The following is a 24436-nucleotide window of genomic DNA, read 5'->3' as shown; positions in this document are numbered from 1 at the left end:
GGTCCCCCCGGTCGTCGGTGTCGTCGATGTCGTCGGTGGCCTACGGGCCGCGTGTCCCCGGGTCTCCGGGGGACACACGGCCCGTACGCAACGGTTTTCCGTGTCGGTCGGTCAGACGGCGAGCGCCTGGGCGCGACGCTTCACCTCCGTGCCGCGATTCTCGCTCAGAGCCTGCGCGGGGGTGCCGGGCAGGGTCTCGTCGGGAGTGAAGAGCCACTCCAGCATTTCTTCGTCGGAGAAGCCGTCGTCCCGCAGGAGCGTCAGGGTGCCGGTGAGGCCCTTGACGATCTTGTCGCCGTCGATGAAGGCGGCAGGCACCGCGAGCGCGCGGTTCTCACCACGGCGCACGGCGATCAGCTGGCCCTCCTTGACCAGCTGGCGCACACGCGTCACCTCGACGTCGAGCATTTCTGCGATGTCGGGGAGGTGGAGCCACTCGGGGACGAGAGCATCAGTCTTTGCGTCAATCTCGGTCACACGGACAAGCGTATCTCCGGCCACTGACAGCGGCCGGGCAGCGGTACCCCTCCGGCTACGGCAGCGCTTACGGAAGGACTGCCTTCTTCAGCGGCACCGCGGGATCCGACGCGAGCTCCGGGGAGAGCCGGGCAGCCGCCTCGATCAGCTTGCGGCCCTGCGCGAGGTCCCTGGGGCGGCCCACCGCGAGGACGGCCACCAGGGCGCCCCGCCGGAGCCAGCACACGGTCCAGGCCGCACCCGACGGGTCGCCGCGCCACACCAGCTCGTCGGCCGACGCGTGGTGACCGGCGAACTGGACGAAGCGGCCGAACTGCTCGGACCAGAAGTACGGCACGGGGTCGTACGCCGAAGGGGTCTCGCCGATGATGTTCGCGGCCACCGTGCGCGGGCCCTGGAGGGCGTTGTCCCAGTGGTGGACGAGAAGCCGCTCGCCATACCTTCCCGAAGGGAAGGAGGAGCAGTCGCCGACCGCGTACACATCGGGTTCCGACGTCCGCAGGTGGTCGTCGGCGACGATCTCCCGGTGGGCGCCCAGGGTGATGCCGGAGTCCGCGAGCCAGCCGGTGGCGGGGCGTGCGCCGATGCCGACGACGACCGCGTCCGCGGGCAGCCGGGTGCCGTCGGCAAGGAGGACGCTGCCGGGCTCGACGCGGTCCACGCGCGCGTGGGTGCGCAGTTCGGCCCCGGAGTCGGCGTACCAGGACGTCATCGGCGCCGCGACCTCCGCGGGCAGGGCCCCGGCGAGCGGTCGCTCGGCTGCTTCGACGACAGTGACGGAGCAGCCCGCGTCGCGCGCCGCGGTCGCGAACTCGGCGCCGATCCAGCCCGCGCCGATGACCACGACACGGTGCTGCTCGGCGAGCACGGGACGCAGCCGCTCGGCGTCGTCGAGGGTGCGCAGCAGGTGGACGCCGGGGACCCCGGAAGTGCCGGGCAGCAGGATCGGCTCGGCGCCGGTGGCGATGACCAGGGTGTCGTAGGACACCGGGCCCGACGCGGTGTCCAGTGCGTGGTCCGCCGGGCGCACGCCCGTGACCTCGTGGCCCAGGCTCAGCTCGATGCCCAGCGCCTCGAAGTCGATGTCGAAGGCGGAGCCGTCCGCCTTGCCGAGCAGCACCGCCTTGGACAGCGGCGGCCTGTCGTACGGCCGGTGGGTCTCCGCGCCGATCAGGGTGACCGCACCGGCGAACCCCTGCTCGCGCAGGGCGACGGCGGTCTGCACCCCCGCCATCCCCGCACCGACGATGACAACGCGCCGCTCTGCCTGCCTCCGCTGCTCGCTCACCCGATCACTGTAGGGCGGCGGGTGACGAGCCTCGCAGAGCGCTACGAGGAGATCTATGACACACCGTCACGGCGCATACCCGGACAGCTCCCCTACTGTCCTCGGGGACCAGGGACTAGGGTGGCGGACGCAGAGCACTCGCGGGAGCCCGGACGTACCGGGCTGAGAGGGAGGCTGGGACGGCCTCCGACCGTACGAACCTGATCCGGGTCATGCCGGCGAAGGGAGGGGCTGGACGCCCATGCATCCACATACATCACCCCACGAGGCGACCGATGTCGTCGTCATCGGGGGCGGCATCATCGGCCTGGTCACGGCCTGGCGGGCGGCCCAGCGCGGCCTGTCCACCGCGGTCGTGGACCCCGAACCCGGCGGCGGCGCGGCACAGGTCGCCGCGGGCATGCTGGCCGCCGTCACCGAGCTGCACTACGGCGAGCAGACGCTGCTCGGCCTCAATCTGGCCTCCGCGCAGCGCTATCCGGAGTTCGCGGCCGAGCTCACGGAGGCGAGCGGCCGCGATCTCGGCTACCGCGCGTGCGGCACGCTCGCTGTCGCCCTCGACTCCGACGACCGCGCCCACCTGCGTGAGCTGCACGCCCTCCAGGAGCGGTCGGGGCTCACGTCGGAGTGGCTGAGCGGGCGCGAGTGCCGCCGCCTCGAACCGATGCTCGCACCGGGGGTCCGGGGCGGCCTGCGCGTCGACGGCGACCACCAGGTCGATCCGCGCAGGCTCGCCGCGGCGCTCCTGGTGGCCTGCGAGCGGGCGGGCGTGATCTTCCACCGTGCGTGGGCGGAGCGCCTCACCGTCGCAGGTGACCGGGCCACCGGAGTCGTCCTCACCGACGGCACCGCTCTGGAGGCCGGGCAGACCGTGCTCGCCGCGGGCAGCCTCAGCGGGCGCCTCTCCGGCGTCCCGGAGGGCGTGCTGCCGCCCGTGCGCCCCGTGAAGGGGCAGGTCCTGCGGCTCACGGTGCCTCAGCGGTACGCGCCGTTCCTGAGCCGCACCGTGCGGGCCGTCGTGCGCGGCAGCCACGTCTACCTGGTGCCGCGCGAGAACGGCGAGCTCGTCGTCGGCGCGACCAGCGAGGAGCTCGGCTGGGACACGACTGTCACCGCGGGCGGCGTGTACGAACTGCTCCGGGACGCCCACGAGCTCGTACCGGGCATCACGGAGCTGCCGTTGACCGAGACCCGCGCGGGCCTGCGCCCCGGCTCACCCGACAACGCGCCGCTGCTCGGCCCGACCGCGCTCCCCGGCCTCCAGCTGGCGACAGGGCACTACCGCAACGGCGTGCTCCTGACACCCGTCACCGGTGAGGTGATGGCGCACGCCCTGACCACCGGTGAACTGCCCGACGAGGCAAGGGGATTCACTCCTCTGCGCTTCGCCGGCGACCCCCTCACGCAGCGCTTCATGGAGCAGCCCGCATGACTCTCTCAGCCGTAACAGCCGTCTCCGTCAACGGAGAGGCACGCGACGTCGCCGCGGGCACCACGCTCGAAGCCCTCGTCGCCACGCTCACCAAAGCCCCGTCCGGGATCGCCGCCGCGCTCAACGAAACCGTCGTACCGCGCACGCGGTGGTCCACCACGCCGCTCACCGACGGGGACCGCGTCGAGGTCCTCACCGCAGTCCAGGGAGGCTGAACCGACATGGCAGACGACCCCTTCGTCATCGGCGGGCTCACCCTCTCCTCACGCCTGATCATGGGTACGGGCGGTGCGCCGAGCCTCGACATCCTCGAACGCTCCCTCGTCGCCTCCGGAACGGAGCTGACGACGGTCGCGATGCGGCGCCTCGATCCCGGCGTGCAGGGCTCGGTGCTCTCCGTCCTCGACCGGCTCGGCATCCGCGTCCTGCCGAACACGGCGGGCTGCTTCACCGCGGGCGAGGCCGTCCTGACCGCCAGGCTCGCGCGGGAGGCGCTCGGCACCGACCTGGTCAAGCTGGAGGTCATCGCGGACGAGCGCACGCTGCTCCCCGACCCGATCGAGCTCATCGACGCCGCCGAGATCCTCGTCGACGACGGCTTCACGGTCCTTCCGTACACGAACGACGACCCGGTCCTCGCCCGGAAGCTGGAGGACGTGGGCTGCGCGGCGATCATGCCGCTCGGCTCGCCCATCGGCTCCGGGCTCGGCATCCGCAACCCGCACAACTTCCAGCTGATCGTCGAACGCGCGGGCGTGCCGGTGATTCTGGACGCGGGGGCGGGGACGGCGTCCGACGCGGCGCTCGCGATGGAGCTGGGGTGCGCGGGCGTGATGCTCGCCTCCGCCGTTACACGGGCGCAGGAGCCGGTCCTCATGGCCGAGGGCATGCGGCACGGGGTCGAGGCGGGGCGGCTCGCGTACCGGGCCGGACGGATCCCACGTCGGCACTTCGCCGAGGCGTCGTCGCCCGCGCAGGGGATGGCCCGGCTCGATCCGGAGCGGCCCGCGTTCTGAAGGACTGCCCGCCTCGTTCCGAAGGCCCGCCCGCCTGTTACAGGTCGGCTGCAGTCGAGGCCCGAGCGTGCCCGGGCGGGCATCGCTGTCGGCGGTGGCTCGTAGACTCCCTCCGTGGACACGACCCTTCAGGACCCGCTCGTCGGGCAGGTGCTCGACGGCCGCTATCGCGTGGACGGGCGGATCGCGGTCGGCGGGATGGCCACGGTCTACCGGGCCGTGGACACCCGCCTCGACCGCGTGCTCGCGCTCAAGGTGATGCACCCGACGCTGGCCGCCGACGTCTCGTTCGTCGACCGCTTCATCCGCGAGGCCAAGTCGATCGCCCGGCTCTCGCACCCGAACGTGGTGGGGGTGTACGACCAGGGCGCCGACGGCGCGTACGTCTATCTGGCGATGGAGTACATCGCGGGATGCACCCTGCGTGACGTGCTCCGTGAGCGCGGCGCCCTGCAGCCGCGCGCGGCCCTCGACATCTTGGAGCCGGTCCTCGCCGCGCTCGGCGCGGCCCACCGCGCCGGGTTCGTGCACCGCGACATGAAGCCGGAGAACGTCCTCATAGGGGATGACGGCCGGGTCAAGGTCGCCGACTTCGGACTCGTGCGCGCGGTGGACACCGTCACGAACACGACCGGCACGATCCTCGGGACGGTCTCCTATCTCGCCCCCGAGCAGATAGAGCACGGCACGGCCGACACGCGTGTGGACGTGTACGCGTGCGGGGTCGTGCTCTACGAAATGCTGACCGGCGCCAAGCCGCACTCCGGTGAGTCGCCCGCCCAGGTGCTCTACCAACACCTCCATGAGGACGTGCCGCCCCCGTCGGCGGTCGTTCCTGGCCTGGCCGTCGAGCTCGACGACCTCGTGGCCTCCGCCACCGCCCGCAACCCCGAGGTCCGCCCGCACGACGCGGTGGCGCTCCTCGGACAGACCAGGGACGCGCGGGCCGCGCTCTCCCTGGATCAGCTCGACGCGGTGCCGCCGCAGGCGCGTACGGCGGAGCACGAACCGCGCGACAACAGCGACGACCGCACGAACGTGCTCCCGCGCTCGGTGCGGCCCGTGCAGCTTCCGCTCCCCACGGACGGCATCCAGGACCAGCGGGACCGACAGGACCCACAGGACCAGCTCAACCGCACCAGCATCCTGGCGACACCGCCCCCCGCTCCACCGGCGGCCCCCGACCGCAGGCGCCGCGCCACCCCGCGCCGCGGGGTCCTCGTGATCATCGCCGCCGTCCTCCTCGCCCTGGGTCTCGGCGCGGGCGTCTGGTACATCAATTCCGGCCAGTTCACGAATGTCCCGCCGCTCCTGGCGAAGACCGAGTCGGCGGCCAAGAAGCGCCTCGACGAGGCCGGGCTCGACGTGAAGGACGTCAAGCGCGCCTACAGCGACACCGACAAGCGCGGCACGGTCATGGCGACCGACCCCAAGTCGGGCGAGCGCATCCGTGACAACGGCCGGGTGACGCTGACCGTCTCAATGGGTCCCGAGATCGTGAAGGTCCCGGGCCTCGAGGGCACTCCCCTCGCCGAGGCGAAGAGCAAGCTCAAGGACGCCGGACTGGCTCCCGGGATGACGACCAAGGCCTTCAGCGACGAGGTCCGCAAGGGCTCCGTGATCAGCACGGACCCGGATTCGGGCAGCAAGCGCAAGGCGGGCTCCGCCATCGCGATGGTCGTCAGCAAGGGTGAGGCGATCGACGTCCCCGACGTGACGGGCGACTCCCAGTCGGACGCGACCCTCAATCTTGAGGACGCGGGCCTCAAGGTCAAGATCGCGGCGAAGCGGGTGCACTCCGAAGAGGACAAGGGCACCGTCGTCGACCAGTCGCCCAGGGAGGGCGAGAAGCAGCTCGCCGAGGGCGACACGGTCACGCTGACGCTCTCCAAGGGCCCCGAGATGATCGAGGTGCCGGACGTCGAGGGCATGAGCGTCGACGACGCCAAGCAGCAGCTGGAGGACAAGGGCTTCGACGTCGACGAGGACCGCGGTTTCCTGAACCTCTTCGGGGACACGGTCAAGGGGCAGTCGGTGGAGGGCGGCGACAAGGCGCCCAAGGGCTCGACGATCACCATCAAGATCCGTTAGTCCTGGCCGGGGGCAGGTCCCGCGCGCACCCGTGCCACCCTGGAGCGGGTGAGCAGCGAGAACTCCCCCAGCACCCCGTCCCGCAATCCCGTCGGCGGCCATGTCCCCGTGGCCGGCGGCCTTGCCTCCGTAGGGCTTCCGTACGCCCGTGAACTGGGTGCCGAGGCCGTCCAGGTCTTCGTGGCCAACCCGCGCGGCTGGGCCACCGGGCCCGGCAACCCGAAGGAGGACGAGGAGTTCCGCGCGGCCTGCGCCGCCGAGCGGATTCCGGCGTACGTCCACGCGCCCTACCTCATCAACTTCGGCTCGCACACCGAGGCGACCGTCGAGAAGTCCGTGGAGTCCCTGCGCCACTCGCTGCGCCGGGGCCGCGAGATCGGCGCGCTCGGCGTCGTCGTGCACACCGGCTCAGCGACCGGCGGCCGGGACCGCGCCGTCGCGCTCGCGCAGGTACGTGAGCGGATGCTGCCGCTCCTCGACGAACTGACGCACGACGACGACCCCTTCCTCCTCCTGGAGTCCACCGCGGGCCAGGGTTTCTCGCTCTGCTCGCGCACCTGGGACTTCGGCCCGTACTTCGACGCGCTCGACGCCCACCCGAAGCTTGGCGTCTGCCTGGACACCTGCCACATCTTCGCGGCGGGCCACGACCTGACCGGGCCGAGCGGCATGAAGCAGACCCTCGACCTGCTGGTCGACACCGTCGGCGAAGGCCGCCTGAAGCTGGTGCACGCCAACGACTCGAAGGACGTGGTCGGCGCCCACAAGGACCGTCACGAGAACATCGGAACCGGCCACATCGGCGAGGAGCCCTTCCGCGAGCTGATGGCCCACCCCGCGACCGAGAACGTACCGCTGATCATCGAGACGCCCGGCGGCAAGGAGGGGCACGCGGCGGACGTGGCACGCCTGAAGGAGCTCAGGGGCAGCCAGAAGCCATGAGCGCGGGCGGGACTAGAGCTCGGGGCCGTCCCCGGGCTCTTCCTGGTACGAGTAGCGCTGCTCGACCCAGGGGTCGCCGACGTTGTGATAGCCGCGCTCCTCCCAGAAGCCACGGCGGTCGGCAGTCATGTACTCGACACCGCGGACCCACTTGGGGCCCTTCCAGGCGTAGAGGTGAGGCACCACGAGGCGCAGCGGAAAGCCGTGCTCAGCGGTCAGGAGCTCGCCGCCTTTGTGGGTGGCGAAAATCGTGCGCTCGTCCATGAAGTCGGCCATCCGCAGATTCGAGCTGAAGCCGTACTCGGCCCAGATCATCACGTGCGTGGCATCGGGCGCGGGCGGCGCGATCTCGAGGAGCGCCTGCGCTGAGACACCGCCCCACTCGGCGCGGAGCATGCTGAACTTCGTGACGCAGTGCAGATCACCGATCACGCTGGCGTACGGAAGGGCGGAGAACTCCTCGTGCGTCCAGCAGTGCTTGTCCCCGTCGGCGGTGGCCCCGAAGACCCTGAACTCCCAGCGCTCCGGGCGGAACTTCGGCACCGGGCCGTAGTGCGTGACCGGCCAGCCCCGCTGCAGTCGCTGCCCCGGCGGGAGCTCAGGCTCCACTGCTTCCCGAGATGCGCGATCCGCCGGCTGACCCATGTCTCCATCCTGACAGACCTGGGGCGGTGGGCATGACCATGAGGCCCTCGTCGTACGCAGGTCAGACGTCGATTGGGGCAACTCCTACTAAGCGTGCACTTACTGGACGGTCTCTCGCGCCGGTGCAAGGATGCGCGGAACCTGCCCAGTTACCACGTGGAAGGAGCCTCTGCGATGCAGGGCGACCCCGAGGTCCTCGAATTTCTCAACGAGCAGCTGACCGCCGAGCTCACGGCGATCAACCAGTACTTTCTCCACGCCAAGATGCAGGAGAACTTCGGCTGGCCGAAGCTCGCCAAGTACACCCGGTCCGAGTCGATCGACGAGATGAAGCACGCCGAGATCCTGACCGACCGGATCCTCTTCCTCGACGGCCTGCCCAACTATCAGCGGCTCTTCCACGTGCGCGTGGGGCAGACCGTCACGGAGATGTTCCAGGCCGACCGGCAGGTCGAGGCGGAGGCGATCGACCGCCTCAAGCGCGGGATCGAGGTGATGCGCGGCAAGGGAGACATCACTTCCGCGAATATCTTCGAGTCGATCCTCGCGGACGAGGAGCACCACATCGACTATCTCGACACCCAGCTCGAACTGGTCGAGAAGCTGGGCGAGCCGCTCTACATCTCGCAGCTGATCGAGCAGCCGGAGAGCTGACAGCGGGCTGGGACTAGCGCTAGGGCTAGGCGGCCTCGTTCAGGCCGGTATCCAGATCGGCGCCCAGACCGGAATCCAGGCCGGTGAGGACGGGCGCACCCTGGTTGGCCAGCTCCCTGCGGGGGCACGCACCCCGGCCCAGGAGCGCCTGAATGCTCCGTACACACGAACCGCAGTCGGTGCCCGCCTTACTGGCGGACGCTATCTGGCGGGGTGTGCAGGCACCGTCCGCCGCGTGCTGCTTCACCTGCGCCTCGGTGACCCCGAAGCAGTTGCAGACGTACACGCGGTTCACCTCCCGGGCAGGATTCATCGGCGGCGCCGTCCCGATTAATCGGTGAGGCTAACCTAACCTTACCCACGACCCCGGGTCCACAAAAGCCCCCGATACGCCGGTGGGGCACGGATCACATGGATCCGTGCCCCACCGCCGCGTCTCGCGGGAATATCTGGATGTCTACTGGTCGCGGTACATCTCCGCCACCAGGAACGCCAGGTCCAGGGACTGGCTGCGGTTCAGGCGCGGGTCGCAGGCCGTCTCGTAGCGCTGGTGCAGGTCGTCGACGAAGATCTCGTCGCCGCCGCCCACGCACTCGGTGACGTCGTCACCGGTGAGCTCGACGTGGATGCCGCCCGGGTGCGTGCCCAGGCCCTTGTGGACCTCGAAGAAGCCCTTGACCTCGTCGAGCACGTCGTCGAAGCGGCGGGTCTTGTGCCCGGACGCCGCCTCGAAGGTGTTGCCGTGCATCGGGTCGGTGACCCAGGCCACGGTCGCACCGGACGCGGTGACCTTCTCGACCAGCTCGGGGAGCTTGTCCCTGACCTTGTCGGCGCCCATGCGGACGATGAAGGTGAGACGGCCGGGCTCGCGGTCCGGGTCGAGGCGCTCGATGTACTGCAGCGCCTCTTCCGAGGTCGTCGTCGGGCCGAGCTTGATGCCGATCGGGTTGCGCACCTTGGAGGCGAACTCGATGTGCGCGCCGTCCAGTTGACGGGTGCGCTCACCGATCCAGACCATGTGGCCCGAGGTGTCGTAGAGCCGTCCTGTGCGCGAGTCCACGCGCGTGAGGGCCGACTCGTAGTCGAGGAGGAGCGCCTCGTGCGAGGCGAAGAACTCGACGGTCTTGAACTCCTCCGGGTCCGTCCCGCAGGCGCGCATGAAGTTGAGCGCGTTGTCGATCTCGCGCGCCAGCTGTTCGTAGCGCTGGCCCGAGGGGGACGACTTCACGAAGTCCTGGTTCCAGGCGTGCACCTGGCGCAGGTCCGCGTACCCGCCCGTGGTGAAGGCGCGCACCAGGTTGAGCGTCGACGCGGATGCGTTGTACATCCGCTTCAGGCGCTCGGGGTCCGGGATGCGGGACTTCTCGTCGAAGTCGAAGCCGTTGACCGAGTCGCCTCGGTACGTCGGCAGGGTCACGCCGTCGCGGGTCTCGGTGCCCTTGGAGCGCGGCTTCGAGTACTGCCCGGCGATGCGGCCGACCTTCACGACGGGCACGGAGGCCGCGTACGTGAGGACGGCGCCCATCTGGAGCAGCGTCTTCAGTTTGTTTCGGATGTGGTCGGCCGACACGGCGTCAAAAGCCTCGGCGCAGTCGCCGCCCTGAAGCAGGAACGCCTCTCCCTTGGCGACGGAGGCCAGTCGGGCGCGCAGCTGGTCGCACTCGCCCGCGAAGACGAGCGGCGGATACGACTCGAGCTCCGCGATCACATCGCGCAGAGCCTCGGCATCGGGGTACTCAGGCTGCTGCGCCGCGGGAAGGTCTCGCCAGGTGTTGCCACCGGATGGGGTGCTCTTAGCGTTCACGGTCACCCCCACAACATTACGGGGTGATGTCCGCCGTACAGTCACCCGCTCACCAAGTGAGACGGACCCGACACAGCCGGGCATGGGCGCGGCGATGCGCTATGGTGCCGGACATGCACGCGCAGACGAACCGAAACTGGTGGTGGCCCGCTCATCCGGCGGCCCACTGAATCTGCGCGTACTCAAAGACTCGCGAAGGCCGCCCGAGGGGCGGCCTTCAGTGTTTTGTGGACCTGCGCAGGTCCGGGGCCGTTCCTCTCCGAGTGAGAAGGAACCCAACCGATGCATTCCAAGACGCACCTGCTCGATCTCGTCGACGACGACCGCCCCTTCGCCGTGCTCCGCCGCCGCACGCCCGGCCATGACCACGGCACCGTCGAGGTCCTGATCGGCGAGGTCGGCACGTACGACCGGCTCGCCGACATCCCCGACGAGGGTCTCGCCCTCGTCCCCTTCCGGCAGATCAGGGAGCGCGGCTTCGACGTACGCGACGACGGCACGCCGCTCGCGGTCCTGACGCCCGACGAGACGTACGAACTCCCGCTCGCCGATGCCCTGTCGACGCTGCCCACCCATGACGTGCGCGTCGAGGGCGGGGCTTTCGACGTCGACGACGCCGCGTACGGGGAGATCGTCGGGCGGGTCCTGCGCGAGGAGATCGGGCGCGGCGAGGGCGCGAACTTCGTCATCCGGCGTACGTACGAGGGTGAGATCCCCGGCTTCGGCAGGGCGGACGCCCTCGCGCTCTTCCGCAGGCTGCTCGTGGGTGAGCGGGGCGCCTACTGGACGTACGTCGTGCACACCGGGGACAGGACCCTGGTCGGGGCGAGTCCCGAGGTGCATGTGCGGATGTCCGGCGGGACGGTCGTCATGAACCCGATCAGCGGGACGTACCGCTACCCGGCCGACGGCCCCACTGCGGACGATCTGCTCGGTTTCCTCGCCGACGGCAAGGAGACCGAGGAGCTGTCGATGGTCGTCGACGAGGAGCTCAAGATGATGTGCACCGTCGGCGACATGGGCGGTGTCGTCGTCGGTCCTCGGCTGAAGGAGATGGCACATCTCGCGCACACCGAGTACGAGTTGCGGGGCAAGTCGTCGCTCGACGTGCGCGAGGTCCTCAAGGAGACGATGTTCGCGGCGACCGTCACCGGCTCGCCCGTGCAGAACGCCTGCCGCGTCATCGAGCGGCACGAAGCGGGCGGGCGCGGCTACTACGCGGGCGCCCTCGCCCTCATCGGCCGCGACGCGGGCGGCGCGCAGACCCTCGACTCCCCCATCCTGATCCGCACCGCCGACATCTCGGCGGACGGGAAGCTGCGGGTCCCGGTCGGCGCGACGCTGGTGCGCGGCTCCGACCCGGCGGGCGAGGTGGCCGAGACGCACGCGAAGGCGGCGGGCGTGCTCGCCGCGCTCGGCGTACGTCCCGGGCGGCCCCGCGACGAGCACGTACGCCCCGCGCTCGCCGACGACCCGCGCGTGCGTGCCGCGCTCGACGGGCGGCGGGCGGGGCTCGCGCCGTTCTGGCTGCGGATGCAGGAGGTGACGGCCGAGCTGACCGGGCACGCCCTGGTGATCGACGGCGAGGACACGTTCACGGCGATGCTGGCGCATCTGCTGCGCTCATCGGGCCTCACGGTCTCCGTACGCCGCTACGACGAGCCGGGGCTGCGGGAGACGGTCCGGAAACACGAGGGCCCGCTGGTCCTGGGCCCCGGGCCCGGCAATCCCTCGGACTCGACCGACCCGAAGATGAGCTTCCTGCGCTCGCTGACCGCCGAGGCCGTCCGCGATCACCGCCACGGCGTCCTCGGCGTCTGCCTCGGTCATGAGCTCCTTGCCGCCGAGCTGGGCCTGGAGATCGTCCGCAAGGAGGTCCCGTACCAGGGCGCTCAGACGCGGATCGACCTGTTCGGGCGGCCGGAGACGGTCGGCTTCTACAACAGCTTCGTGGCCCACTGCGACGAGGAGACGTCCCTGGAGCTGGCGGCGCACGGCATCGAGGTCAGCAGGGACCCGGCCACGGGAGAGGTGCACGCGCTGCGGGGTCACGGTTTCGCGGGCGTCCAGTTCCACCCGGAGTCGGTGCTCTCGCTGCGCGGGACGGCGATCGTGCGGGAGCTGCTGACCGGTGTCCTCGTCTAAGCCGTGAGGGGCGCCGGGACAAGCACGTTCTCGCTGCGGCGGCCCTCCCTGTAGTCCAGTACGTTCTGCACCGTGGTGTCGATGATCTGCCCGACGGCGTCCACGGTGTAGTACGCCTGGTGCGAGGTGACCACGACGTTCGGGAACGTCACCAGGCGGGCCAGGGTGTCGTCCTCGACGACCTCGAGGGACTTGTCGAGGAAGAAGAGCCCCGCCTCCGCCTCGTACACGTCGAGCCCGACGCCCGTGAACCGCCCGGCCCGCAGCTCGGAGACCAGGGCGTCGGTGTCGATCAGGCCGCCGCGGCTTGAGTTCACCAGGATCGCGTCGTCCTTCATCATCCGCAGCGCGTCGGCGCCGACGATGTGCTGCGTGGAGGGGAGCAGCGGGACGTGCAGGCTGATGAGGTCGGCGTCGGCGAAGAGCCGCTCCTTCTCGACGTACTCCATGCCGAGCTCGACGCACGCGGGGTTCTCCGCGACGTCCCAGCCGAGCAGCCGCATGCCGAAGCCGTGCGCGATCCGTGTGAACGCCTCGCCGATCTTCCCGGTGCCGAGCACGCCGACCGTGCGTCCGCGCAGGTCCCTGCCCATCAGGCCGTCGAGCCTGAAGTCGAAGTCGCGGGTGCGGTTGCTCGCGCGGACGATGCGGCGGTTGACGGCCATCGCCAGGGTCCAGGCGAACTCGGCGACGGAGTAAGGCGAGTAGTACGAGACGCGGGCGATGGTGAAGCCGAGGCGTTCGGCGACCTGAAGATCGATGTTGTTGAACCCGGTCGAACGCTGGGCGATCATCTGCGTCCCGCCCGCCGCGAGGGTCTGCAGGACGCGGCTGCCGAGGTCGGCGTTGACGCTGGTGGAGACGATCTCGTGGCCTGCGGCGATGGGGGCGGTGTCCTCGGTGAGGAAGACGTCGAGGCAGCGGATGTCGTGGTGCGCGGCGAAGGCCTTCTCGATCAGCGGCCGCTCGTCGGCTTGCACGCCGAAGGCGAGGATCTCCATGCGGGAAGTCTATGTACCGTCCGGTGGGACGGCACCCGGAAGCCGGGCGCCGCCCCGTCGTGACCTTCTCAGCAGAAGATCAGCCGAAGAAGACCCCGACCTCCTTGTACAGCTCCGGGTCCACCGTCTTCAGCTTCGCCGTCGCCTCGGCGATCGGGACCCGCACGATGTCCGTGCCCTGCAGCGCGACCATCTTCCCGAAGTCGCCGTCCCGCACGGCCTCGATCGCGTGAAGGCCGAAGCGTGTGGCCAGCCACCGGTCGAAGGCGCTGGGTGTCCCGCCGCGCTGGACGTGCCCGAGGACGGTCGTCCGCGCTTCCTTCCCCGTACGCCCCTCGATCTCCTTGGCCAGCCACTCCCCCACGCCCGAGAGCCGCACATGCCCGAAGGAGTCCTGCGTCCCGTCCTTGAGGACCATCTCGCCGTCCTTGGGCATGGCCCCCTCGGCGACGACGACGATCGGCGCGTACGACGCCTTGAACCGCGAGGTCACCCAGGCACACACCTGGTCGACGTCGAAGCGCTGCTCGGGGATGAGGATGACGTTCGCGCCCCCGGCGAGCCCGGAGTGCAGCGCGATCCACCCGGCGTGCCGCCCCATGACCTCGACCACGAGGACCCGCATGTGCGACTCGGCGGTCGTGTGCAGCCGGTCGATCGCCTCGGTGGCGATGCCCACCGCGGTGTCGAAGCCGAAGGTGTAGTCCGTGGCGGACAGGTCGTTGTCGATGGTCTTCGGTACGCCGACGACATTGATGCCGTACTCGTCGGTGAGCCGCGCGGCGACGCCGAGGGTGTCCTCGCCGCCGATCGCGATGAGGGAATCGACCTCCTCCTTGGCGAGGTTCTCCTTGATCCGGCGGACGCCGTTCTCCGCCTTGAGCGGGTTGGTGCGCGAGGAGCCGAGGATGGTGCCGCCGCGGGGCAGGATGCCCCGCACGGCCGGGATGTCGAGCTGGACGGTGTCGCCCTCCAGTGGACCGCGCCAGCCGTCCCGGAAGCCGACGAAGTCATAGCCGTACTCCTGCACGCCCTTGCGGACGACGCCCCGGATGACGGCGTTGAGCCCGGGGCAGTCGCCGCCTCCGGTCAGTACTCCGACCCGCATAGAAAAGTCCCTTCCCTGAGTGACCTGTATGCGGGTCACGCTAATGGTGATCCAGGTCACTCAGGGACGGTGCGGATGGTCAATTCCTGGCCGGAACAAGGGAGTTGATCACCCGAGTTCACTCATACGAGGGTCATGCGTCGTCGAGACCTCGCTCGATCGCGTACCGCACGAGCTCCACGCGGTTGTGCAGCTGGAGCTTGCCCAGGGTGTTCTGCACGTGGTTCTGCACGGTGCGGTGCGAGATGACCAGGCGCTCGGCGATCTGCTTGTAGCTCAGCCCCTTGGCGACGAGCCGGAGCACCTCGGTCTCGCGGTCGGTCAGCTGCGGGGCCTTCGGCTCGTCCGGGGCGCCGGGCGCCGGATCGGAGGCCAGACGGCGGTACTCGCCCAGGACCAGACCCGCGAGGCCCGGGGTGAAGACCGGGTCGCCGACGGCCGTGCGGCGCACCGCGTCGGTCAGTTCGGCGGTGGAGGCCGACTTCAGGAGATAGCCGGTGGCGCCGGACTTGACCGCCTCCAGGACGTCGGCGTGCTCGCCGCTCGCCGAGAGGACGAGCACGCGCAGGGCGGGATCGGCGCCGACGAGTTCCTTGCAGACCTGGACGCCCGGCTTCAGGGGCAGGTTCAGATCGAGTACGAGGACGTCCGGCACGACGGCCTGGGCGCGGCGCACGGCCTGCTCGCCGTCGCCCGCCGTGGCGACCACGTCGAAGCCGGCCTCCGCGAGGTCGCGGGCGACGGCGTCCCGCCACATCGGATGGTCGTCGACGACCATGACCCTGACGGTGCCCTCCTGCTGTTCCTTTTCGCTCATCGTTCCTTTCCTGCCTTCCCCCGTGTGCTTCCTGCGTTCGGCGAGTCCCGCGGGACCCTCAGTTCCACTTCCGTGCCCTGGCCCGGCACCGAGATCAGCTCCGCCGTGCCGCCGATGTCCCGCAGGCGCCCCCGGATCGACAGGGCGACACCGAGCCGCCCCTCCCCCTCGGCCTCCGCGAGACGGCCCTCGGGGATGCCGGGGCCGTCGTCCCGCACCGTCACGATCACGCAGTCCGGCTCGTCCTCCACGAGGATCCAGGCACCGGCGTCCGGGCCCGCGTGCCGGTGGACGTTGTCCAGGGCGGCGCCCACCGCGGCGGCCAGTTCCCGCGCGGCCCTCGGCGCGAGGCCGACCGGAGCGCCCGGCTCCGAGACGGTCACCTTCGCGCCCGCGTACGGGAAGAGGAGCGAGCGCAGGTCGCAGGGCTCGCCGTCATCGGCGTCCGCGTGGTCGTCGGGCTCCTCCACCGCGCGGACGACGGCTCCGAGGGAGGCGTCCTCGGACTCGTGCGACGTCCGCACCAGGCCGCCCGCCACCAGCGTGCGCAGCGCGACCTCCTGCTCCCCCGCCATCCTGCCGAGCTCCGCGGCCTCGCCGCCGAGCGCGCTGCCGCGCCGCTGCACCATCGCGAGGACCTGGAGCACGCTGTCGTGGATGTCGCGGGCGAGGCGCTCCCGCTCGCGGGTCGCGGCCTCGATCTCCAGGGCGCGGGCGAGGGTGCGCTCGGAGGCGCGGGCCACCTCGACGACGTATCCGATGGCGATGGACGCGATACAGACGAGCAGGACGTTGTGGAGCGTGTCCTGGGTGGGCCTGCCGCGCTGCGCGATGTTGGCGACGCCGACGAGTGCCGACGCGAAGGCCGCCCACCGCCAGCCGCCCTTGATCGCGAACGCGAGCACCGCGCCCGCCGTCCATATCGAGGGCAGCGTCGGGCCGTCGTGGACGATCCGCTGGTGCGCGTCGGCGACCGGCGTGAGCAGGATGCCGACGATCGCGATGGTCAGGTCGGTGACCAGGAACCGCTTGGTGCAGCTCGCGGCGTTGGCGACCTTCGGCAGCGTGCCGATGGTCCATCCTGCGAGCACCGTGAAGTACCCGATGGCCACCCAGGGGCGGTCGAACTTCTCGTACGCGGCCACGAAGAGGCCGATCGCGTACAGCATCGTCAGTACGCGGTAGCCGGTCAGCGCACGCCACAGCGGCTGTTCGACCGACATCCTCATGACACGGACGCGCTTGGTCATGTCCCCCACCCCTTGGGGTGCCCTGCGGCTCCCCCTGGCACTCGGCTCCCCCTTGCAGCGACGCTCCTACGCGCCCGACCGTTCCTTCTCGGCCGCCGCTGCCTTCTCGGCCGCCGCCGCTGCCTTCTCCGCCTTCTTCTCCGCTTCCTTCTCGGCCTTCGCCGCGTCCGAGATGCGGCGCTTGGCCGCCGTCGCGTACTCGTCCACGTACTCCTGGCCGGACAGCTTCATGATTTCGTACATGACCTCGTCGGTCACCGCCCGCAGGATGAACCGGTCGTGATCCATGCCGTGGTAGCGGCTGAAGTCGAGCGGCTTGCCGATCTTGATGCCCGGCCGCATCAGCTTCGGCATCACCTTGCCGGGCGGCTGGATCTTCTCGGTGTCGATCATCGCCACGGGGAGCACGGGCGCCCCGGTGGAGAGGGCCACGCGCGCGAGGCCGCCCGGCTTGCCACGGTAGAGCCTCGCGTCGGGCGAACGCGTGCCTTCCGGGTAGATGCCGAAGAGCTCGCCGCGCTCCAGGACCTCGATGCCGCTCTTGATGGCGGCCTCGCCCGCGCCGCGTCCGCCGGAGCGGTCCACGGGCAGCTGGCCCACGCCCTTGAAGAAGGCCGCCGTGAGCTTGCCCTTCACGCCCGGAGACGTGAAGTACTCCGCCTTCGCGATGAAGGTGACCTTGCGGTCGAGGACCGCGGGCAGGAAGAAGGAGTCCGAGAAGGAGAGATGGTTGCTCGCCAGGATGGCCGGTCCCTCGGCGGGTACGTTCTCAAGGCCCTCCACCCAGGGCCTGAAGCCGAGCTTCAGCGGCCCTCCGATGGCGACCTTCATTGCGCCGTAGATCAAACCGAGTGCCTCCTGTTATGTGTGGATCAGACCTTAACCCGCGGTAAGCCCAAAGGGCCCGACGGCCCTGGTCGGTGTCAGTCCGGTCGCGTACGGTGAAGTACTCCTCGCATCCACGCAGCCACATCTCACGAAGGAGACCGAAGTGCCGGTCCTCCCCGGAGCCGAGCCGTACCGCCACGAGGGCGGCGAGGTCGGCGTCCTCCTCTGTCACGGCTTCACCGGATCCCCGCAGTCCCTGCGCCCCTGGGCCGAGTACCTCGCGGACCGTGGCCTGACCGTCTCGCTCCCGCTCCTTCCCGGGCACGGCACGCGCTGGGAGGACATGCAGATCACCGGCTGGCAGGACTGGTACGCCGAGGTGGAGCGCGAGCTGCGCGGGCTCCTGGAGCGGTGCACCGACGTCTTCGTCTTCGGCCTCTCCATGGGCGGCGCGCTCACGCTGCGGCTCGCGGCCAGGCACGGCGACGAGGTGCGGGGCATCGTTCTGGTGAACCCGGCGAACAAGGTGCACGGCCTGGCCGCGCACGCGCTGCCGCTCGCCCGGCATCTGGTTCCCTCGACGAAGGGCATCGCGAGCGACATCGCCCTGGAGGGCTCGGCAGAGGTCGGCTACGACCGGGTTCCGCTGCACGCGGCGCACTCGATGCGCCGGTTCTTCCAGCGGCTCGACCGTGAACTGCCGCAGGTGACACAGCCGTTGCTCCTGCTGCACAGCCCGCAGGACCATGTGGTGCCGCCGGTCGACTCGGCCAGGATCCTCAGCCGGGTGTCGTCCACGGACGTCACCGAGACCCTCCTGGAACAGAGCTACCACGTCGCGACGTTGGACCATGATGCGGACCGGATCTTCGAGGAGAGCTACGCGTTCATCGGCCGGCTCGCCCCCAGTGTCGGTAAGGAAGGGACGGCCACCGGTGGCTGAGCAGGACCGAATCGAACCCGACGGCGACGAGAGCCGCGAGCCCGAGAGCCGTGAGCCCGAGAAGCGCGATGAGCCCTCCCAGGGGCTGCCGCTCGACGAGGACGCGGCCTGGCAGGCGATCGTCGCGGGGTACGGCCAGGAGCCGGCGGACCCGCCGGGCGCCAAGCCGTTCAAGTCCATCGAGGACCTGGCCCTGCTCGAACCGGAGACGAACGAGACTCCGGGATCGGGAGCGGGAGCGGGAGCGGGCTCCGAGAAGACGGGCTCCGAGAAGACCAAGAACCCCACCGCCCCGGACGACCCCGACGACTCAGGCTCCAAGAAGACGCTGGGCGGCTCCGTCTCCTTCGCCCCCGGCGTGGGCGGCGGCCCGCGTGACCACGTGGCGCCCGAGCCGTCCGACGACGACCTGGACGCGGACGACGAGGGTCACTTCGTCCCGCCGGAGCCTCCGCCGCTGCCCGCAGCGGACGTCACGGCGAAGTTCGCCTGGCTGGCCGTGACGGGAGGACCGCTGCTGCTTCTGCTCACCGTGCTGCTCGGCTGGCAGATGACGTGGTGGCTGGCGACGGTCAGCATCGGCGGCTTCCTCGGCGGCTTCGCCACGCTGGTGGCGCGGATGAAGGGTGACGACGAAGAGGACGAGGATCCGGGCCGCGGCGCGGTGGTCTAGGCGCGCGCGCTCTCCTGGGCCGCGGGAATCCTGAGGGCGGCGAGCACCGGCAGATGGTCGGTGGCCGCCCGCAGATCCGCCTCGCTCACCCCGTCGAGCTCCAACGGCACACCGCAGCCGAGGATTTCGACCCCCGAGGTGGCGAAGATCGCGTCGATGCGCTGATGCGGGTCCCACGGCGTCGAGGTGTTCTCGCCGCCCCAGGGAGTAGTGGCCCAGCAGTCCCGCAGCTCCGAGGCGAGCCTGCGGAACGTACGGCCCTTGGGCCGGTCGTTGAGGTCACCGCCCGCGACGGCGTGCTCCACGCCCATCCCGGCGAGCCGGTCGAGCAGCATCCCGCCCTGTGCGTACCGCTCGTCGCTCTGCAGGCTCAAGTGGCAGCTCAGGACGCCGAGCCGCGCGCCGCCGAACCGCACGACGGCGGTCGCGAAGCCGCGCCGGTGCAGTCCTGGCGTCAGCGGGAGCAGCACGTCCTCGGTCCGCTCGACGGTGGCCCGCAGCGAGCAGAGCAGCGCGGGCCCTGACGCGGTGGCCCCGCCCGAGAGCAGCACCAGATCGGCTTTGCGGGCGAGCCGCGCCAGCTTCTTGCGCCACCGGAAGAAGCGGGGCGCTTCCTGGAGGAGTACGAGGTCGGGCTCGCAGGCGGCGACGACCCGGGCGAGCGCGTCGGTGTCGTCCCGCATGGACCGGATGTTGTAGCTGAGCACCCGGACCACGGCTGAACCGTCGTCCTCGGTCCTGGAGTTGGGAAGCGAGTCGGGAAGCGTCACCATGGAGATCAAGATACGCGGTGCGAGCGTGCCGCCACGACGAGGCCCGCCGCCCCCCGGAGGGGACAGCGGGCCTCGGTCGACATCAGCGAAAAACAGCGAGAGAGCAGCGGGAAGTCAACGGGGACTAACCCTGGCGGGCCAGGTCGGCCGCGCCCACCATCCCCGCCTTGTTGCCCAGCTGCGCCGCGAGCACCTGCGCGTGCGGACGCCACTGCCCACCGATGAGCCAGCGCCTGAACGACTTGCGGATCGGGTCGAGCACCAGCTCGCCCTCGTCGGAGAGGCCGCCGCCCACGATGAACGCGGAGGGGTCGAAGAGCGAGGCCAGGTCGGCGAGGCCCGCGCCGACCCAGCGGGCCAGCTCGCGGTACGAGTCGACGGCGACGGGGTCGCCCTGCCGGGCCGCCTCGCTGATGTGCTTGCCCTCGATGCCTTCCACGGTGCCGTCGCCCAGGCCGAGCAGGATCTCGGCGGACTCGGGCGTCGCGTTGGCGCGCTGCTGTCCGTAACGCAGGAGGGCGCGGCCGGATGCGTACTGCTCCCAGCAGCCCTGGCTGCCACAGCCGCAAAGGAGTCCGTCGGGCACCACACGGATGTGCCCGAACTCGGCGGCGACGCCGAAGCGTCCGCGCCGCAGCTTGTTGCCGATGATGATGCCGCCGCCGAGGCCCGTGCCGAGCGTGATGACGATGACGTCCTCGTGGCCCTGGCCCGCGCCGAAGCGGTACTCGCCCCAGGCTGCGGCGTTCGCGTCGTTCTCCACGACGACCGGCATGCCGACCCGCTGCTCGACCTTGTCCTTCAGCGGCTCGTGGCGCCAGTCGATGTTCGGTGCGAAGAGGACGGTGGCGCGCTTGTCGTCGACGTAACCGGCGGCGCCGATGCCGACGGCCTCCACGTCGTTCCCCTTGCCGGCGCCGGAGACGGCGGCACAGATCGCGTCCACGATGCCTTCGGCGGTCGGCGGAGTGGGCACCGTGTGGGTGTCGAGAATGGTGCCCTCTTCGTCGACCACTCCGGCCGCGATCTTCGTGCCGCCGATATCGACGCCGATGGTGAGTCCCATGTGTCCCTCAGTTTCGGTCGAGCCCCGCTATGGGCAACCGTACCCGAGGGGTAGTCAGTCCAGGTCGATGTGTTCGGCGGGACCGGGGCCCTCGTCGCGCGGGTCGGGGCCCTTCGCGGCGTCGCTCCCGCGGGTCCAGCGGCCCTCCTGGCCCTCGACCGCGGAGCGGTAGGCGGCGAGCAGTTCGCCACCGGCGGCGGCGAGGTGGTCGAAGACGTCGGGGTTGCGCTCGATGACCGGCTCGACGGCGGCCTTCGCCTGCTGGACGACCTGCTTCACGGTCTGCTCGACGGCGCCCTGCGCGACCGCGCCGAGCAACGGCGTCTGGAGCCCCGTCAGCTTCTCCGAGACGGCGTCGACGAGCTTGCGCAGCTCCTCGGCCGCCGATCCGGGCGGCGGTCCGTACTGGGCACGGCGCCGGGCCTTCTCCGCCGCGAGGTCCTCGGCGCACGCCCTCTCCCACGCGTCGGCGTCGGGGGCTGCCGCTTCGGGTTCGGGCACTTCGCGCTCGGTGGCATCGCTCATGACGGACAGACTCCTGCGGAGGCGGATGGATTCGTACTCTCGACGTTACCCGAACGGCGGTTGCGCGTTCACCGTGTCTGCGGCCACAGATCCGGGTCGGGCGCGAACCGCACCCGCAGCTCGCCCTCGCGCAGTCCGGCGCCCGCGACGGTGCAGCGGCGCAGGGCGGAGGGCAGCGTGACGATGCGCCGGAACGGGCCCGCGCTGACGACCAGTTCGTCGCCGCGCCGGATGAGGCCGAGCTCCTCGCGTACGGCTCCGGGGAGCGGGATGTGCCAGACCAGTACGCCGTCCTCGGCGAGGGCGTCGAAGACGGGCCACTTCACGGGGGCCGGGGCCGCGGCGGGGGCGGGCACGCCGAGGGCGGCGAGATCGTCGGTGCCGCGCGGGTCACGTCCCAGGTGCCGGAGGGGAACGAGGCTCTCGCCGTACGTCTCCTCCCACTCACTCAGTGTCTTGCGCTGCTGGGCGATGAGAGCGGCGAACCAGGTGTCGGCGGTGTCATCGGGGAGGACGCGGTTGGCGGTCAGGGAGTCGGTGCGCAGGCCCTGGAGGGCGAGGCCGGTGGCGGCGGCGCGCACGGCGTCGGCGCCCGCGGGGCCCGGCTCGGCGACCAGGCGGACCGTCGTGCCCGGGTTCTCGATGACGGCCTGCGCGGCGGCGAGTTCGGTGTCCCAGCGGGCCGCGGTCTCGTACAGCCAGGCGGCGGGCATCGGGACGCCCGCTATGCGGCCGAGCATGGGGCGCAGGGCGCGGGCCGCCTGCCGCTCGGGCGGCAGGAGCCTGCGGAGGTAGCGGCGCAGCTGCTCGGGGAGCGCGAGGACGGCGAGGGCGCGGTGCACCGGGGGCAGATCGACCACCACGGTGTCGTAGGCGCCCTGGCCCGCGTCGCGCAGGGCGCGAAGGAGGGCAAGTTCGTCGCTGCCGGGCAGCGGGCTGAGCTCCTCGGCTTCCAGGCGTCCGGCGCCGACCAGGTCGAGCGCGGAGCCCGCGCGCTTCTGCAGGGCCATGAGGTCGGCACGGAACTCGTCGCCGGGGGCAAGACCGCGGACGGTGAGGTTCGCGTGTTCCACGCCGAGGGCCTCGACGCGGTCCGCCGAGATCAGCAGGGCCCGGTGTCCCTCGCGGGCGGCGGACAGCGCGGTGGCCGCGGCGACAGTGGTTCGGCCGGAGCCGCCGGGGCCGGTGACGAGGAGAGTGCGCATAAGAGTGAACGGTACGTGAGCGGAGGCCCGCCGCCCGGCGGCGGATCTCCCCCGGCCACCGCTACTTCGAGCCGGACTCCACGCGCTTCTTGAGGCCCGCGAGCGCCCGGTCGATGATGACCTTCTCCGCCTTGCGCTTGATCATCCCGAGCATGGGGATCTTGACGTCGACGATCAGCTTGTACGTGACCTCCGTGCCGGTCCCCGAAGGCTTGAGGAGGTACGACCCGTCGAGGGAGCGCAGCATCTGCGACTTGACGAGGGTCCAGCTGACCTCGTTCTCGCCGGTCCACGTGTAGCCGAGCGTCTGGTCGTCCTTGATCGCGCCCGCGTCCATGACGAGGCGGACCTGCTTGGCGCGGCCCTGGTCGTCGGTGTCGAGGACCTCGGCCTCCTTCACCTCACCCGTCCAGTCCGGGTAGCGCGCGAAGTCGGCGATCACCTTCATCACCTCGGCCGGTGCCGCCTCGATCGTGATGCTCGAGCTGGTGTGTTCCGCCATCGCTGTGGCTCCTCCAGATGCGGTCCGGTACGGGGGGCTTGGTGTGTGTACGGGTGTGACGCGTGAAGGCTACCGCGCATGGGGTGGCCCACTGTCACCACTCCAGGGCCCACGGCCTGCCCGAGCTCGCGAAGTGCCCCACGTTCACACACTCCGTCGCCCCGATCCTCATACGGGGGGTCAGCGGTTGGTGGACGTGGCCGAAAAGTGCGTACCTCGGGCGGGTCTTGTGAATGGCGGCGAGGAGAGCGCGGCTACCCCTCTCGAAGCGGCGCGCGACGGTGTCGTACACGAGCTCCGGGACGTCCGGCGGGATGTGCGTGCAGAGCACGTCGACCTCGCCGACGGCCTCGATCTTGGCCGCGTACTCCTCGTCGCTGATCTCGTAGGGCGTCCGCATGGGGGTACGGAGGCCACCGCCGACGAACCCGAAGACCCGGCCGCCGATCTCGGCTCGGCCGCCGTCGAGGACGGTGGTGCCGGGGCCCGCGTACTCCGGCCACAGGGCCGGCATGTCGACATTTCCGTACGTCGCGTACGTCGGCGTGGGGAGGACGGCGAACATCTCGGCGTACTGCTTGCGCACCGCTCCCTCGATGGCGGACCCGCGGTCCACGCCTGCCCACAGCCGGGCGCCGAAGTCTCTGGCCTCGTCGAATCGGCGTGCGGTGCGCAGCTCGACGAGGCGATCGGCGTTCTCCTTGCCGAAGAGGTCGGGGAAGATACCGCGCGAGTGGTCCGCGTAGTCGAGAAACAGGACCAGATCACCGAGACAGACGAGCGCGTCGGCTCCCTCGCCCGCGCGGGCGAGATCCTTTGTGTTGCCGTGCACGTCACTGACCACGTTGACCCGGAAATCTGACATGCCGATCACCCTAGAACGAGCGGGCAAACGTGGGTAGAGGCATCGAGAAGGGGGCGGACCTGCGGTTACTTACGAGTCGGGAATGGCGTGGCGTACTGTGCGGTTCAGACCACAACGACGTGTGACGCACCGAACATCTGGCCCGGACCCCCTATCGAACAAGCCATACCCATGGGTAACGTCCGGGCAGTCCAGTAGTGCTCCAGCCGCCTTTCCCCCCATTTCCACGGAGCACCTGCCCGATCTTGGACCGCACCGTCGCATCGCACAACGTCGTGGCGCCGGCGCCCTATGTAGGAGCAGCAGTCTTGCGCGAGTTCAGCCTTCCGGCCCTGTACGAGGTCCCCGCGGACGGCAATCTGACCGACATCGTCCGCAGAAATGCC

25 protein-coding genes and 1 riboswitch are annotated in these 24436 nt (G+C 70.5%); of the genes, 9 read left to right on the top strand and 16 right to left on the bottom strand.

Features of this window, described 5'->3' with window-relative positions; all coding sequences use genetic code 11:
• Positions 1-111: 111 nt before the first annotated feature.
• Positions 112-477 carry an Rv2175c family DNA-binding protein gene (locus tag ACWFRJ_RS24520; protein ID WP_361045514.1) on the bottom strand — a complete coding sequence of 122 codons (366 nt, stop codon included), beginning with the start codon at positions 475-477 and terminating at the stop codon, positions 112-114.
• 67 nt (positions 478-544) lie between these two features.
• On the bottom strand, positions 545-1711 hold the full coding sequence (locus tag ACWFRJ_RS24515; protein ID WP_453535702.1) for an NAD(P)/FAD-dependent oxidoreductase: 1167 nt from the start codon (positions 1709-1711) through the stop codon (positions 545-547).
• 184 nt (positions 1712-1895) lie between these two features.
• Positions 1896-2009, top strand: a riboswitch (TPP riboswitch).
• Here ACWFRJ_RS24515 and thiO point away from each other — a divergent pair.
• The 5 genes from thiO to ACWFRJ_RS24490 all read left to right on the top strand — a co-directional run bounded on the left by thiO (position 2007) and on the right by ACWFRJ_RS24490 (position 7246).
• The gene (thiO, locus tag ACWFRJ_RS24510; protein WP_453534736.1) at positions 2007-3197 is read left to right on the top strand and encodes a glycine oxidase ThiO; all 1191 of its coding nucleotides are present in this window, start codon (positions 2007-2009) and stop codon (positions 3195-3197) included. (Overlaps the previous riboswitch by 3 nt.)
• Positions 3194-3412 carry a sulfur carrier protein ThiS gene (gene thiS, locus ACWFRJ_RS24505; protein ID WP_453534733.1) on the top strand — a complete coding sequence of 73 codons (219 nt, stop codon included), beginning with the start codon at positions 3194-3196 and terminating at the stop codon, positions 3410-3412. Before thiO ends, thiS begins: the two co-directional genes overlap by 4 nt.
• A gap of 6 nt (positions 3413-3418) precedes the next feature.
• Complete coding sequence (locus tag ACWFRJ_RS24500; RefSeq protein WP_453534730.1) at positions 3419-4213, top strand: thiazole synthase; 795 nt, start codon at positions 3419-3421, stop codon at positions 4211-4213.
• Between the two features lie 114 nt (positions 4214-4327).
• Positions 4328-6304 (top strand): Stk1 family PASTA domain-containing Ser/Thr kinase, encoded by a 1977-nt coding sequence (gene pknB / locus ACWFRJ_RS24495; protein ID WP_453534727.1) that lies wholly within the window; start codon positions 4328-4330, stop codon positions 6302-6304.
• Between the two features lie 48 nt (positions 6305-6352).
• Complete coding sequence (locus ACWFRJ_RS24490) at positions 6353-7246, top strand: deoxyribonuclease IV (protein ID WP_453534724.1); 894 nt, start codon at positions 6353-6355, stop codon at positions 7244-7246.
• A gap of 12 nt (positions 7247-7258) precedes the next feature.
• Here ACWFRJ_RS24490 and ACWFRJ_RS24485 read toward each other — a convergent pair whose 3' ends face one another.
• On the bottom strand, positions 7259-7891 hold the full coding sequence (locus ACWFRJ_RS24485; protein ID WP_453534721.1) for a sulfite oxidase-like oxidoreductase: 633 nt from the start codon (positions 7889-7891) through the stop codon (positions 7259-7261).
• A 174-nt stretch (positions 7892-8065) separates the two neighbouring features.
• Between ACWFRJ_RS24485 and bfr the strand changes: the two genes are divergently transcribed.
• Complete coding sequence (bfr, locus tag ACWFRJ_RS24480; RefSeq protein ID WP_453534718.1) at positions 8066-8545, top strand: bacterioferritin; 480 nt, start codon at positions 8066-8068, stop codon at positions 8543-8545.
• A gap of 25 nt (positions 8546-8570) precedes the next feature.
• Here bfr and ACWFRJ_RS24475 read toward each other — a convergent pair whose 3' ends face one another.
• Together ACWFRJ_RS24475 and ACWFRJ_RS24470 are read right to left on the bottom strand one after the other, a co-directional pair.
• Positions 8571-8858, bottom strand: coding sequence for a (2Fe-2S)-binding protein (locus tag ACWFRJ_RS24475; RefSeq protein WP_453534715.1), 288 nt, complete (start codon positions 8856-8858; stop codon positions 8571-8573).
• Positions 8859-9002: 144 nt separating this feature from the next.
• A complete protein-coding gene (locus ACWFRJ_RS24470; RefSeq protein WP_453534712.1) occupies positions 9003-10355 on the bottom strand; it encodes a class II 3-deoxy-7-phosphoheptulonate synthase in 1353 nt (450 codons plus the stop codon).
• Between the two features lie 276 nt (positions 10356-10631).
• On the opposite strand from ACWFRJ_RS24470, the gene ACWFRJ_RS24465 reads away from it, so the two are divergent.
• Complete coding sequence (locus ACWFRJ_RS24465; protein WP_453534709.1) at positions 10632-12494, top strand: anthranilate synthase family protein; 1863 nt, start codon at positions 10632-10634, stop codon at positions 12492-12494.
• Here the strand turns inward: ACWFRJ_RS24465 and ACWFRJ_RS24460 are convergent.
• From ACWFRJ_RS24460 to ACWFRJ_RS24440, 5 genes are all read right to left on the bottom strand, one after another.
• Positions 12491-13495 carry a 2-hydroxyacid dehydrogenase gene (locus tag ACWFRJ_RS24460; RefSeq protein ID WP_453534706.1) on the bottom strand — a complete coding sequence of 335 codons (1005 nt, stop codon included), beginning with the start codon at positions 13493-13495 and terminating at the stop codon, positions 12491-12493. The two genes, ACWFRJ_RS24465 and ACWFRJ_RS24460, sit on opposite strands and share 4 nt — an antisense overlap.
• A gap of 79 nt (positions 13496-13574) precedes the next feature.
• Complete coding sequence (locus ACWFRJ_RS24455; protein ID WP_453534703.1) at positions 13575-14603, bottom strand: 6-phosphofructokinase; 1029 nt, start codon at positions 14601-14603, stop codon at positions 13575-13577.
• Positions 14604-14736: 133 nt separating this feature from the next.
• Entirely contained in the window at positions 14737-15420 is a 684-nt protein-coding gene (locus ACWFRJ_RS24450; protein ID WP_453534700.1) for a response regulator, read from the bottom strand.
• Positions 15417-16670: a MacS family sensor histidine kinase gene (gene macS / locus ACWFRJ_RS24445; protein ID WP_453534697.1), complete on the bottom strand. Its 1254-nt coding sequence runs from the start codon at positions 16668-16670 to the stop codon at positions 15417-15419. The genes ACWFRJ_RS24450 and macS overlap by 4 nt, the downstream gene beginning before the upstream one ends.
• A 66-nt stretch (positions 16671-16736) precedes the next feature.
• Positions 16737-17501, bottom strand: coding sequence for a lysophospholipid acyltransferase family protein (locus ACWFRJ_RS24440; RefSeq protein WP_453535699.1), 765 nt, complete (start codon positions 17499-17501; stop codon positions 16737-16739).
• Positions 17502-17661: 160 nt separating this feature from the next.
• On the opposite strand from ACWFRJ_RS24440, the gene ACWFRJ_RS24435 reads away from it, so the two are divergent.
• Together ACWFRJ_RS24435 and ACWFRJ_RS24430 are read left to right on the top strand one after the other, a co-directional pair.
• Complete coding sequence (locus tag ACWFRJ_RS24435; RefSeq protein ID WP_453534694.1) at positions 17662-18441, top strand: alpha/beta hydrolase; 780 nt, start codon at positions 17662-17664, stop codon at positions 18439-18441.
• Positions 18434-19114 (top strand): hypothetical protein, encoded by a 681-nt coding sequence (locus ACWFRJ_RS24430; protein WP_453534691.1) that lies wholly within the window; start codon positions 18434-18436, stop codon positions 19112-19114. Before ACWFRJ_RS24435 ends, ACWFRJ_RS24430 begins: the two co-directional genes overlap by 8 nt.
• Here ACWFRJ_RS24430 and ACWFRJ_RS24425 read toward each other — a convergent pair.
• From ACWFRJ_RS24425 to ACWFRJ_RS24400, 6 genes are all read right to left on the bottom strand, one after another.
• Entirely contained in the window at positions 19111-19887 is a 777-nt protein-coding gene (locus ACWFRJ_RS24425; protein WP_453534688.1) for an endonuclease/exonuclease/phosphatase family protein, read from the bottom strand. The two genes, ACWFRJ_RS24430 and ACWFRJ_RS24425, sit on opposite strands and share 4 nt — an antisense overlap.
• Positions 19888-20011: 124 nt before the next feature.
• Positions 20012-20953, bottom strand: a complete 942-nt coding sequence (locus tag ACWFRJ_RS24420) for an ROK family glucokinase (protein WP_383270463.1) — start codon at positions 20951-20953, stop codon at positions 20012-20014.
• 54 nt (positions 20954-21007) lie between these two features.
• On the bottom strand, positions 21008-21478 hold the full coding sequence (locus tag ACWFRJ_RS24415) for a DUF5304 domain-containing protein (RefSeq protein WP_453534685.1): 471 nt from the start codon (positions 21476-21478) through the stop codon (positions 21008-21010).
• 68 nt (positions 21479-21546) lie between these two features.
• A complete protein-coding gene (locus ACWFRJ_RS24410) occupies positions 21547-22683 on the bottom strand; it encodes an ArsA family ATPase (protein ID WP_453534682.1) in 1137 nt (378 codons plus the stop codon).
• Between the two features lie 61 nt (positions 22684-22744).
• On the bottom strand, positions 22745-23185 hold the full coding sequence (locus tag ACWFRJ_RS24405; RefSeq protein ID WP_453534679.1) for an SRPBCC family protein: 441 nt from the start codon (positions 23183-23185) through the stop codon (positions 22745-22747).
• A gap of 94 nt (positions 23186-23279) precedes the next feature.
• A complete protein-coding gene (locus tag ACWFRJ_RS24400) occupies positions 23280-24050 on the bottom strand; it encodes a metallophosphoesterase family protein (RefSeq protein WP_453534676.1) in 771 nt (256 codons plus the stop codon).
• Positions 24051-24436 lie beyond the last annotated feature (386 nt).

The organism is Streptomyces sp. NPDC055239, from assembly GCF_053606205.1.
This window is presented reverse-complemented; position numbering and strand designations above follow the sequence as displayed.